At 55.9% G+C, this 12,935-nt stretch carries 7 protein-coding genes and 2 pseudogenes; all 9 read right to left on the bottom strand.

The genetic code is table 11. From position 1 onward, the window contains the following. Positions 1 to 6 precede the first annotated feature (6 nt). On the bottom strand, positions 7 to 810 hold the full coding sequence (locus B5E60_RS06305; protein WP_204246449.1) for a calycin-like domain-containing protein: 804 nt from the start codon (positions 808 to 810) through the stop codon (positions 7 to 9). A gap of 213 nt (positions 811 to 1,023) precedes the next feature. Further along, a pseudogene (locus B5E60_RS06300) lies at positions 1,024 to 2,753 on the bottom strand (ABC transporter ATP-binding protein). Positions 2,754 to 2,756: 3 nt separating this feature from the next. Next, a pseudogene (locus B5E60_RS06295) lies at positions 2,757 to 4,521 on the bottom strand (ABC transporter ATP-binding protein). Positions 4,522 to 4,550: 29 nt separating this feature from the next. Continuing rightward, on the bottom strand, positions 4,551 to 5,372 hold the full coding sequence (locus B5E60_RS06290; protein WP_087310437.1) for a class I SAM-dependent methyltransferase: 822 nt from the start codon (positions 5,370 to 5,372) through the stop codon (positions 4,551 to 4,553). A gap of 59 nt (positions 5,373 to 5,431) precedes the next feature. Continuing rightward, a complete protein-coding gene (locus B5E60_RS06285) occupies positions 5,432 to 6,049 on the bottom strand; it encodes a TetR/AcrR family transcriptional regulator (protein ID WP_162611601.1) in 618 nt (205 codons plus the stop codon). 343 nt (positions 6,050 to 6,392) lie between these two features. Further along, positions 6,393 to 7,352, bottom strand: coding sequence for a ChaN family lipoprotein (locus tag B5E60_RS06280; RefSeq protein ID WP_087310433.1), 960 nt, complete (start codon positions 7,350 to 7,352; stop codon positions 6,393 to 6,395). Beyond that, on the bottom strand, positions 7,333 to 10,155 hold the full coding sequence (locus B5E60_RS06275) for a M16 family metallopeptidase (RefSeq protein WP_087310431.1): 2,823 nt from the start codon (positions 10,153 to 10,155) through the stop codon (positions 7,333 to 7,335). The genes B5E60_RS06280 and B5E60_RS06275 overlap by 20 nt, the downstream gene beginning before the upstream one ends. Positions 10,156 to 10,224: 69 nt before the next feature. Then, positions 10,225 to 11,448: a DUF4929 family protein gene (locus tag B5E60_RS06270; protein ID WP_239403246.1), complete on the bottom strand. Its 1,224-nt coding sequence runs from the start codon at positions 11,446 to 11,448 to the stop codon at positions 10,225 to 10,227. A 66-nt stretch (positions 11,449 to 11,514) separates the two neighbouring features. Further along, positions 11,515 to 12,927: a RagB/SusD family nutrient uptake outer membrane protein gene (locus B5E60_RS06265; protein WP_087310427.1), complete on the bottom strand. Its 1,413-nt coding sequence runs from the start codon at positions 12,925 to 12,927 to the stop codon at positions 11,515 to 11,517. Between the last annotated feature and the right edge of the window lie 8 nt (positions 12,928 to 12,935).

The following is a 12,935-nucleotide window of genomic DNA, read 5'->3' as shown; positions in this document are numbered from 1 at the left end:
GTAGAGTTACTCTTCCGTGGCGGGAGCCGTTCCCGGCAGCAGCGTGATGGTCAGTCCGCCCATGACGGCCGGTACGTTGAACGCAATCGAGAAGTCGTCCTTGGCGGCATTGGTCCGGCCGCTGAGCGTGAAGTCGTAGTTGCTGGTCGATTCGCCCATTCCCATGGCCACGCTGCCGCTGCCCGTAAAGACGTACTCTTCGCCCTCTTTGGTCGCAGTGGCCGACTCAACAGTAAAGGTTCCCCATGAGGCGGACTCGAAGACGATCTTCAGGGTTCCATCGCCGTTGGCCGTCAGCGTCACACTCTCGTTGTCGGTGTAGGTATTCTGGAAGTAGGAGCAGTCGGCATCCGTATAGCCTTCGTACGTGCCGGCCAGTAGCAGGTCGGCCGGGGCGTCGCCCGTCTGGAACGTAAGGGTCATACCGCCCATGACGGCCGGTATCGAAAACTCCATCCGGGCATCGGTCTGTGACTTGATCCCGGCCGTGAAAGTACAGTCGTAGGCCGAGGTGCTTCCACCCATGCCCATCTGCGTCTGCCCGTTGCCCGAAAGGGAGCAGACGTCTCCGCTTACACTCGCCTGTGCATCGGTGATGGTGAATGTACCCCACGTGGCGGAGGTGAACGATACGGAGGCGGTGCCGTCCGTATTTTCCGTGATTACGACCGTCTCGTCCGCCGAGACCATGTCCTGGAAATAGTTGCAACTGGCCAGCGTATAGCCGTTGTAGCGGCCTGCAAAATCGACCGTTTCCGAACCGTTTTCATTCTTGTCACACGCCATCATAAGGACTGCGGCGGATAACATCATAAGTACTGTTTTGATTTTCATATCGTTTGATACTTTTGTTTTCGGGGCAAAATTACTGGAGTTGCCAAGGTCGGGCAATACCTACTTTTTATGATTTATTACAGTCTGTTCCTGATGCGTATTAGGTATTGTTTGAACCATGTGTTTTGGTGGAGAGCTTTTTCAAACAGTCAATTGAAAGATCCTGTTGACAAGATGATCACATTAAGGTTATTTGCCTTGTTGTGTGTTGGCCATGCGGGCAAAGATTCCATTTTGCTGCAGTAAATCTTCGGGAGACCCGGATTCCGCAATATGACCGTTGTCCATAACCACAATCCGGTTGGCATGTATTACGGTCCGCATGCGGTGAGCAATAACCAGTACGGTCTTGTTGCGAATTAACTCAGATATTCCCGCTTGAATTTTCGTTTCATTCTCCGCATCGAGCGAGGCCGTAGCCTCATCCAACAGCACAATTGGAGCATCTTTGAGTAAAGCCCGGGCGATTGATATGCGTTGTCGTTCTCCGCCGGAGAGCGTTTCTCCATTTTCACCGATCACCGTATCGTAACCTTGCGGCATCCGTCGGACGAATTCGTCGCAGCAGGCCAGACGTGCAGCCCGCAGGATTTCTTCTTCCGAAGCGTTCTGTCTGCCGATGCGGATATTGTCTCGAATCGAAGCATTGAACAACACGACATCCTGAAAAACGACCGAGTAGTTCTTCAGCAGGGTTTCAGGGTCGATCCCGCTTATGTTCTCTCCTCCCAGGCGGATTGTGCCGTGCTGAATATCCCAGAAACGGGCGGCGAGTTTGGCTGCGGTGCTCTTGCCTCCGCCCGAAGGTCCGACCAATGCCGTGATCTCTCCCTGGCGGGCCGTGAACGACACTTGCTTCAAGATCGGTTTCCCCGATTCGTAGGAAAAGTCCACGTCGTCGAATTCGATATCAAAATTCTTCGGGTGAAAGTCTGTCCGTCCCTGCTGTATGGGCATCGCTTCCATCTCGTTCATGCGGTCGATGCGCACATCGAGGTAAAAGAGCGCTGCCAGATTGTTTAACACCTCGTTGACCGGAGCATAGACTCGGAATCCTACGACCAGAAAGAGAAGGTAGGTAAGCAAATCCGTCTCTTGAGCCCCAAGCAGTCCGGCCCCAACCAGGATGACACTCGCAGAGCCGAGCTTCAGAAGGCTCTGTGCCCCATTTACCAAAACTCCGATCAACAACTCGCCGCGGGTCTGAACCCGCTCATGCGTATCGATCCGTTCGTTGAGTTCCCGCAAAAATTCCGCTTCACGATTGCAGGCCTTGATTTCACAGATTGCATCCAGTCCCTCTTGAATCCGTTCGCTGACATCCCGCCGGGTGAAGTAGGCTTTGCGATTGTTCCGGTGTAGAACCCGTTTCGCCAGCAGGACGATAGCCAGTGCTACGGGGACTACCCAGAAAAGCGCCAGGGACAATCGCCAGTCATAAACAGACATGCCGGCGGCAACAAGCACCAGGCAAATCAACGAGGCGATAAGCTGCGGCACTGCATGGGAAAAAGTGTGTTCAAGATCGGACAGTCGTCCATGATTGTGGCTGTCAGATCGGAAAGATCTTTCTCGCCGAAAAAGGCCAGTGGCAGTTTACGCAGTTTCTCGGCCAGCGAGATTCGCCGGATGGCGCTCTCTGCATAGACACTCGTATAGGTGCTCCGATACTGCCGCAGGGCCACAAGATACATGACCGCCAGAAACGAAAGGCCCAGTGCGACATAATACCATAGCCCCAGCAGCGGCGAACTCCCCGGGGTGAGAACAGGTCGCAGATAATCTCTGAGGAAGACAAACAGGTAGACCGCCGGCAGCATCAGGGCGAGATCCATTCCTGTCGTCCAGCAAATTCCCCTGCACAGATCTTTGGCGCCCTGTTTCGAAAGGGCGAAGCGGTGTTGAATGATTCCGAACATATGTCAATTCTTTTTAAGGGTCCATTCGGTGGATTGCTGGTATTCCTCCCACATCCGCCGGTAAATTCCGTTTTCGGACAGCAGTTTCTCATGTGTCCCCTGTTCGACCAGACGCCCCCGATCCATCACAAGAATACGGTCTGCATCCGTAATACTTGACAAACGATGGGCAATCATCAGTACCGTTTTTCCATGCATCAGATTACGCAAGGCCGACTGGATCAGGTGTTCGTTCTCGGGATCGGAGAAGGCCGTTGCCTCGTCCAAAAGCACAATGGGGGCATCTTTAAGCAGGGCCCGGGCGAGAGCTATCCGTTGTTGTTCACCTCCGGAGAGAAAGGTGCCGTTCACGCCAATCTCGGTCCTCAACCCATTCGGCAGCCGTTCGATAATCTCCCGGCAGCACGCCGCGGCAGCGGCCTGCATCACCTCGTCGATTGAGGCATCCGGATGTCCGTAGCGGATATTCTCGAGCAGGGTGGCCTTGAACATCCGTGGGCGCTGAAAGACGAAGGAAATTCGCTGCATCAGCTCTGCTGGGGGGAATCTCCCGGACATCCACCCCGCCAATCGAGATGCGACCCGCATCCACATCCCAGAATCGTGGTACGAGCCGGGCGAGCGTCGTCTTCCCGCTTCCCGAGGCTCCGACCAAAGCGACGGTCTCTCCTTCCCGGATTCTGAAACTGACGCCATCGACGGCTCTTTGTCGGGTCCCCGGATAGGTAAAAGTGACCCTGTCAAAGTCAATATCGAAATACTGTGGTGATTGGACCGCTTCGGGAACCGGCAATCCGGCGACAGCCGTCAGTTCGTCGAGGCGGGCAATGGCTTCGGAGGCCTGGCCTACCGCTTGGCTCAGATACATGCTTCTCATGATGCATTGCGAGAAGAGTGGAGTCACGAGGACAAAAAGGAAGAAGTCGAGTAAAATATCCATATACTCCCCGGTCCGGCCGATAAGCAGAATCGCCACCGGGGCCAATATGTAGACAAAACTGTTGATAAGGACCGTATACGCTGACATGGGATGCTCCCAGGCCTGCGTATATCGGGTGACCATCTCCTTGTAGCACAGGATGCTCCGGTGAAAATTCTTGAATGAAAAGAGGGTCTGTTGGAATACCTTCACCACGGGGATGCCTCGTACATATTCTACGGCTTCGGTGTTCATCTCTTCCAATGCATTCATGTATTCCCGCATGAAATCTTGCGATTTGCCGCCTATCATGACCGCCATCAATCCGCCTGCGAAGAGCATCGGAACCAGACTGGCCGCTCCGAGTCGCCAATCAAAAAGGAAAATCAATCCGAGAGCCGCGACCGGCACCAATACGGTTGCTGCCAGGTCGGGCATCTGATGAGCCAGGAAACTATGCGTGATGCTTGCATTGTCGTCAATGATCTTGCGGATGCGGCCGCTGGTAGTCGAGTCAAAGAATCCAAGCGGCATGCCGACGATACGGCGCATGGCCTCTTTGCGCAGGTTCGATTCCACCCGGAAGGCTGCCAAATGTGAAGACATCAATGCGGCAAAATAAAGGACTATGCCGACAACGGATGTCCCGACAGCCCACCATGCGAAGGCAGAGATTCGCTCCATATCAGTCGGCATGCCGCCGCTGATTAACAGGTCTCTAACAATCAACCAAATCAGTGCATATGGAATTATTCCTGTCAATGCGCTCAATCCAGAGAGTATCATGGCAAGAGGCAGTAGCCCTCGGCGAGGCCCCATATAGTGCTGCAGTTTTCTCAGAATTTTCATGGATATCCGTATTTATCTTTCAGACAATCCTATTTGATTCTGTATCCCAGCATGGAGCTGAATCCGAAACAAAGCCGGGGCAGGCGTCCCAGAATCTGCCCGAACAGGAAGCCCCAGCGTGACCGGAAGAACTTCATGTAGTTGGCCTGTTCGATGAGTGCCAGCCGCGCATCCCAGCGCTCGGGCAGATGTCCGTCGCTGATTCCCGAACGGATTTCGGCCTTGTGCCCACGTAGCGAATCGGGCTTGATCCCGCGTCGGAACATGATCGTTCCGCAGACATCGAACCACAACTCGCTTCCCGGGAAACGGTCGGCAATGCGGTGCACGAACTCCTTGACCTGGTACTCGTAGAAATACATCAACACCCCTTCGGCGACAAAGATGAACTCCCCGTCGGGGAAGGCCGTTTTCAATGTATCCATCCAGTCCGTGTCCGTCAGCGAGGCGGAGATATAGCGATCATGCTCCGTTTCGGGAATCAGTTCCCGCCGCAGGCAAATAACTTCCGGCAGGTCAAGCTCGCGGAAAACCGCCTTCGGATTCTCTCCGAGCCGTTGGGCCCGCGTATCAAGTCCGCATCCTACATTGACGACAACCGGGTGGTCATGCCGATCGATGAACCGGCGGACCGCCCGATCGAAATACCATCCCCGCACCACGCAGCCCACCTCGCTCAATGGCGCTCCGTCGAAACGGCTGTAATCGTACCTGATACTTTGCATGAGGCGTTCAGCCTCACGATCACACAGGATCGCTGCATCGCCGCGACGGCTCTCCTTGGCCCGCATGTAAAGCGGGATCAGCAGGGTCTCGGCGACCACGTTCTTAAAATCATACGTTGGTTTCATACCTCTTCTGTTTTTTAGAGAACAATGTTCCGTTTTGTTCAAAAAAAAGAGGAGAACTGTTAAGCTCTCCTCGGTTCGGTCAGGGCCATCCAACCCGCATATTCAAACTGGAAAAATTCCCGGAAAAACTCCCGGATCCTTGGCCGGTCCAGGCGGTGTGTAACAATCTCTCCCAATACGCTGACCGTCCAGGCCGCCATGATATGGATAAAAAACGGCGATACGGATTTTGTACGGTGAAAATACGTAATTTCCAGTTTCTGGTATTCGTGGCTGACGCGCGTGATGTGATCGGTCAAGGCGTCTCGGAAGCCGGATTCCGAAGAGCCGTCTGCTCCATAAAGCAGCAGCCAAAATTCCTCCCGACATGTCCAAACCAGATCAATATATTTTTCCACGACCTCCATGTCATGGCCGAAAGGGGCAATTCGGCTACAGGATACCCGTTCTTTGCTGTGTTGCTCGGCAATGAATGAAAACAGACGATTCCGGACTGGAGTGACAATCGCCCGGAAAATACGGTCTTTCCCTTCGAAATAGTTATATAAATTGCTGGTTCCTACTCCGGCCCTGCGAGCAATCGTCCGCATGGATGCATTTTTGTAACCATGAAGGAGAAATTCGCCTCGGGCTGCGTCAAGGATAGCCTTGTATGTTTTGTCTTTAAGCGGTCGCATATATGGATGACCCATGTTTGATAATACAAAGAAAGCAGGTTGCCAAGAGATGTCAAATACCCATTTTTTAGGATTTTTGCTCTTAATGGAAGCAAGGTACAGCCGATTGGCAAGCGCTATGATGAGTGATAGCGTGAAAAAATAGTAGCTCTACGCAATGGCGGGTTGTTCTTTGCGCTGCATATCAAAGTTCAACAGGTGTACGTCCCGGCTTGTAATGCTATTTCAGCTATCCAAATGAGGTGAGAATCTATTCAACAGAAGAGTGAACGATGGAAAATTGTATGCGGGGCATGCCACTTCCTCATTGCAGAAACCGCAGTTAGCCGCTCTTTGTTTCGGATCAGTAGGTATTGGTCATCTCTTCGGGGACGCAGATGTAGAAATCCGCCCGTCCGTATTGTCCCTCGGAGAGCTTGTCGATCTCCGACTGCCGCACCGAGGCGATCGTGACCACCTGCGTGCCGGGTCGATAACGCTCCAGGTAGGCGATGATACCGTTGTGGAAGTCGGAGTGAAAGTTGCCGTTGAAGTGAAGAAATTGGCACCCCTCCTTCAAATTGCGGGCGATGAACCAGGCCATTGTGGCATCCTTCACGGCCTGAGCCTCGGCCAGCCGGCGTGTGTCGCTGCCGTGTCCGAGCATGGCCATCATGCCGAAGGTGGCCTGGCTCTGTGCTTCGTCATATTCGAAGGGTATGGGCAGCGGAGCTATGTAGCGTTTGGCCTCATCGGAGAGCGAATCGAGGATCGCGAGACCGTGGTTGCGGACACTGTTGGCGTAGCGCCGCGGAACGTTCGTAGCCACGAACGGAATGCCATGCTCCTTGGCAAAAAAGACGATCGGATGATAATCCGTCTCGTAGTTGTCCCACAACCGGGCCTCTGCACCGAAGCGGTCTGGCGAGATGAGTCGTTGCATATATTCATCGAGTATCAGCTGGATGTCACTTTCCAACATTTCGGCGCCCATAACCAAACTGTTGCCGTGGCGTTCGTGGAGCGCCTGGGCGATCTTCAGCTCGAGCCAGTGGGTGATCGGGCAGTTGTGCACCTCGCCGACGAAGACCGCATCATACGGGGTGAGCCGGTCGATCAGTTCGCCGAAGGTGATTTCGTGCCACTCGCTGTCGTAGAGGGCATAGGCGCGCAGTTCGCCTCTGGCATGCCGGGCTTCGCCGGATTTCTCCTTCCGGGGGGCGGTCTCCGTTCCGGCTCCGGAACGGGGCGCAGGGCCGGCGGCCGTGCAGAGCGGCGCCAGCAGCAACAGGCTGCACAGCAGCCTAACGATCGGACGTGTCATCTTTCAGTTTTTCTTTGCTCAAATACAACAATACGTAATATTCCGGATCGATGAGTTGCGAAAAGGATTCTCGCAACTCTGCGGGGGTAATGGTTTCGAGAATCCGGTCGTACTCCTCGAAATCGGAAAGCGTCTCCCCATTCCGAATAATGCCCGCCAGAACGTTTCGCCAGTTCGATGCGGCATCGTCGGTCAGCGTTTCTCGTTTGGCGATTCGGAAGGAACGTTTGAGATTTTCCAGCTCTTGAGCCGGAACATCCCGGATCTGCAGATCGGTGATGATCGTGCGCAGCAGCGTGTCTATGGCCGGCATGTTGCGGTTGTCGGCTGAAGCATTGATGTCGAAACAGAAACTGCGTGTTGGAATGCCTTCGTAGAAGAGAGCAATACAGGGTGAATAGACCAGCGACTCCCGCTCTCGGAGAATGGAGATTAACCGGTTGCGCAGAATGTCTCGCATGAGTTTGAGTTTCAAACTGCTGCGCAGTGATGGCTCGTAATATCCCGGATAGATGTAATCGAACAGGGTCTGGGTTTCGTTGTCGTTATCGAACCCTTCGACCGACCGTTGTTCCGGAAGTTGGTGCTGGCGATATCCGAATTCGGGACCGTGGGCTTGAGCCGGGATCGGCGCAAATGTTGCGGCAAACTGGGTCAAAAGCGTATCGGGATCAAATTCTCCGGTAATTATCGCACAACTCCCTTCTGTCGGGGTGTAGAGTCGATGATAGAATGCCGCGATGCTGTCGAGATTGAGTCGGTTGGCAATCTCCTTGTTCGGGAGCTTCGTGGCGTGACGCGGAATGGCCGATCCGGTGAATTCGTCCATGCGAGCCGAAAGTTGACGGTCGGAGGCGCGTTGCAGCATACGGCTCAGCAGCGACTCCTCCTCCTTCTCCTGAAGCATTTCCTGGCGGAGCTCCTCGAATTCGTCGTATCTGAGTTCCGGATCGAAGATCTTTTCCCGAATCAAGTTAAAGAAAACAGGAGCCGTTTGAGCCGGAGTCGTACCGATGAAACCGTGCCAATGGTTCTCCAGAGTCATCGACAATGCGATATCGTTGCGATAGAGGTATTCCGAGAGCTTTTGCTGGTCGGCTTTGGCTATGCCGCCCATCTCCAGGTACCCGGCTGTCCCTTCGAGCAACGGGTATTGATCGTCGGGAATCGCGGATGTGCCATAGGGTGCGATCAGCGTGAACAGCACCTTGCCGCCTCCGGGTGTCGGACGCATGATGATTCGCATACCGTTCTGCAGAAAGGCCTCGCGAACGCCGAGACCGGGATATTTCCGGGTCGAGACGATCATGGACGAATCGAACGGAGGACGGACGGACAGACAACGCGGAATTTCGACCGGAATCTCGGTTTCTCTGCTTTCCCGAGGCTCATAGACATAGCGCTCGCAAGGGGTTGCGGCGCCCTTGTGCCAGGCGTCATCGACCTCTTCGGATGTCAGGGGCGCCCCGAGTCCCGGATGGCTGTGGCAGGCGATTCGGGCTGCGGCGTCGTAACCCGACAGGCGCCGGCGGAGCATCTCCTGCAGCAGGGTTCCGGGCGTTGCCGCCACGGAGTCGATAATCCGACGGTAGAGGAGCGTGTCACGGATCGTGCGGTCGCCGGCCAGGATATAATCCGCGAAGTCGTCGCACCAGGCCGAGGAGCTTTGCGGGGCATCGACCTCGAAGTGCGCCATCCGGTTGCAGCGACGAGTACGGATATCGGCGAGCTCTGCCTCATCCCAGCCGACCGTTACCAAATCGTGCAGGGCCGAGGAGAGATGCGCAAGAGCGTCGAGCAACTCTTCGCGCGAAGAACCGGCCGTTGTCACCGTGAAGTGGCTCTTGTCGCTCAGATACCACGTGTCGGAGATTGTCGTCCGGATTTCGCGGCCGCGCATCCGGGCCGAGAGGGCCTCGATGAGCAACTCCTCGCGGGCTTTGGCCACGGCGTCGTTCAGCGTTCGGACCGTGATGCTCCGGTGGGGGATCATCACCTCGAGTTGAGTGCGGTTGTAGAGCGAATCGCGGATCTCAAACACCCGGGTTCCCGGGGTGTATTCGAGCGGATAGACCTTGAAGTCGCGGGCCTTGCGGGGTGCGAGCGATGAGAATTGTTCGCGGATTTTTCCCTCCAGTTCCGACGTGTCGAAATCGCCCACGGCAACGATTGTTGCCAGTTCCGGCACATACCATTTCCGGTAGTAGTTTTCGAGTGTGGCCGGCGTGATGCGCCGGATGTCCTCGACCGTGCCGAGCGGCAATCGCCGGGCATGGATTCCCTCGCCGATCTTCAGGTCGTAGAAGTCGTCGCCGACGTCATACCCGCGCAGCTCCTCGAGGATGATACCCCGCTCGGTCTCAACTCGTCCGGGGCTGATCACCAGACCGTCCAGCCAGTCGCGCAGAATCAGCAGGGCACTGTCAATGACCCCCTTGCGTTGGGTGTCGGTCGGCACGGCGAAGAGGTAGATCGTCCGGTCCTGACTCGTGAAGGCGTTGATATCCACGCCGTACTTCATTCCGAGCGTTTCGAGGTAGCTTTGCAGCGACTTGTCGGGGAAGTGACGCGAACCGCCGAAGGCGACGTGCTCCAGAAAATGCGCACAACCCTTCTCCCGATCAAGCTCCTGGACCGATCCGGTCCTCAATACTAATCGGAATTCAATGCGCGAGGCCGGAAGGTCATTTTGGCGAAGGATGTAGTGTAACCCGTTGGGGAGCACCCCTTCGCAGGTCCCCCGGGGCAATGGCAGAGGCTCCGGTTGAGCTTGTAATAAAGCCGGGAACAGGGCTGCCAGCATGCCAGCAGCCGAGTTCCGGATGATTCTCTGAATACGTTCGCCCATGATTGTTCGTGGTTAACGGTGTTCTTATTTCGTGTAGGTGACGTGTACGATTGTATAGTCGCCGGCGTAGTAGTGGTCCATGACGAACTGGAAGGTCATCTCGCCCTTCTCGAAGTCGATATGGCCCTTGCTCTCGATCCAGCTGCCGTTTTCGTAGCCGTCTTCGTCGACGCTGTAGGAGAAGAGATAGTAGCTGGGTTCGGCCGAGCCTCCCGAGATATAGGCATCCATCATTTCGGCATCTCCGGTCTCGAGAATTGCCTTTTGGCGATCCCAGGCCGAGAACGAATACTCAAACGGTACGACGGGCGAATAGACGGTCTCATAATCGGTCCCTTCGTAGGCTTTCGCCTCGCCGAGGATGTCGAGATCGGCTCCCGTAGCGGTGATATTCCGGCACTTGATGCCGTCGAGTTTGACGTTGAAGGTCTCGTTGCTGGTCGGTGTCCATTTGATGGTCTCCATCAGATATTGATTGCTCGGCGAGGCGTACTCCTCATCCGTGCTGTTCCAGTACTCGTCATCGTCGATGGTATTCTGACGGAAGACCCGGTAGAGGTGTTCGGTCAGTCCCATCGGATTGTCAACCATCTTCAGTACGGGCTGCTCGGCCGTGGACTCCTCGCTGAGAGTGATGATCGTCTGACCCGGGATCTCCTCGGTCTTGGGGGTCGAGAAGTCGTTGGTCATGCCGTTGCCCGGGATGTTGAGGGTCGTCGTGCACTTCATCACGCCGAGGAATTCGTTGAGGTCGATGCCGAACTTTTCCTTGTAGCCATCGATCAGCGTTTTCTGTTCCTCGGTCAGTTCGGGAATGGCCGGGTTGGGGTTGACACGGATGCGCAGCGTCCCGGCCAGTTCCATGCTTGCGGGCAGCTGGGCGGCATCGATGCCCACAGAGATGTAGGTGCTCTCCGCAAGGAGGTTCTTGAGGTTTGAGATGACCTGGAATGACGCCGTTTTCGAGCCTGCGGCGATCGTCACGGGGTTGCCCTCCAGACGGAGCAGCTCCTGCGTGTCATCCTCCAGACGGAAGGTCAGCGTCGTGGTCGTCTCGACCGACGACGTAAGGGACACCTCCACTTCGAGCGGCGTGGCATCCGACTCCGTGATGACGGCGTTGTTGTCGGCCGCCGTCAGATAGATCCTATTCGTACCGGAGTAACCGGTGGCTTTCTCTTCGTTGCAGGAGGTCATGGCGACGGCTGCCGTCAGCAGCACCCCGCCCCAAAAGCATACTTTTTTCATCTTTCTGCGTTTTTTTGATGGTGAATGTTCCGTTATCTGGTCCGATCCGGATTGGCTCATGCCGGATCAGTTCTCGATCTTGGGCCACCCCTCGTTCTGGGTGACGTTCTCGTTGTAGAAATACTCCTCCTGGGGGATGGGCAGCGTCCAGCGGTAGTCCGTGGCGTCGATGCGCTTGTCGCTGTTCCCCTGGCCCCAGTCGGCGAGCACCCCCTTGCGGTAGTGCTTCAGGTCGAACCAGCGCTCGCCCTCGCCGACGAACTCCTTTTGCTTCTCGGCGAGAACGGCCTGCAACAGGTCGTCACCCGTAAGCGTCTCGTCGAGCGGCCGGGCCTTGCGGCGTGTGAGGTATTCGTTGATCGCCGTGCGTGCCTCGCCGTCGTGGTTGCCCTGGAGGCAGTAGGCCTCGGCCAGTACGAAGCAGGCCGTCACGGTGCGCAGCTTGTGGATGCAGGAGATCTCCGTAGCGTCCCAGTTCATGCGGTTGTACTTGCCCAGGCAGCGCATCGTGATCGTCTCGCCCACGGTCTCACCCGGAAGTTCCTTCGGATAGATACTCTCTGCACCGCGCAGATCCTCCGTGTCGTAACTTGCCGCGAGCTCTTCGGAAACCTCCAGGAAATCGCCCTTTTCGGTGTCGTAACGCATGTCCAGATAGAACGGGGCAGTCGTGTGACGCGAGAAGAGGCTCTCGGGACCGGCTCCACCGTTCCACAGCTGCCGGTAGTTCGTCTCCGTGAAAAGATCGTACCCGCCAGCCGTGGTCAGCACGAGATTGGCCCACTCGACCGCCTTTTCATACTGCCCGGCATAGAGCTCCAGCTCGGCAAGCAGGCACCGCACCCCTTGCTGGGAAATCCAATAGGCTGTTTCTGGACTGTTCTCCGTGGCAACGGCTTCAGTCAGCAGGGTGCGGATGTAGCTCACACAAGCGTCGATGCTCGAACGCGGCAGGAATTCCAACTCGAACTGCTCCTTGAGGATTACCCCGTCGCGGCTGCCGCCCTCGGAGATGTCCGGGGCAAAGAGGCGCAGCAGGTCGAAGTAACAGTAGGCCTTCAGAGCCTTGGCTTCGGCATTCACAGCCGCAAGGTCAGCCTGCTCGCTTTCGTTCTGCGGTGAGATCGCCACCGTGCGTTCGAGCACGGCATTGGCAATGGCAATCGATTCGTAGTAGCCCTGCCAGAGCGTGAGGGCTAGATTCGTCATGGGCAATGTTTGCCATTTGTAGAGGTTGCCCAGGTCGCTGTTGCGCGAAATGAGCGAGGTGGTTTCGAAATCGTCGCTCAACACCGACAACTCAAACTCCGGGTTGGGAAGTCGGTCGTAGGCCGAGGCCAACAACTCACGGGCCGTCGTCACGGAGGTGATGGCCGACGGGTCGGAGAGCTGGTTTTCATAGGGGATATCCAGCGTGCAGGCCGTGCTGCCCAGCATTGCAATCAGCCCCGAAAGTGCATATCTGATGATTTTTTGCATGGATGTCA

This window comes from Alistipes sp. An116 (genome assembly GCF_002161005.1).
In the GTDB taxonomy this organism is placed as follows: domain Bacteria; phylum Bacteroidota; class Bacteroidia; order Bacteroidales; family Rikenellaceae; genus Alistipes; species Alistipes megaguti.
This window is presented reverse-complemented; position numbering and strand designations above follow the sequence as displayed.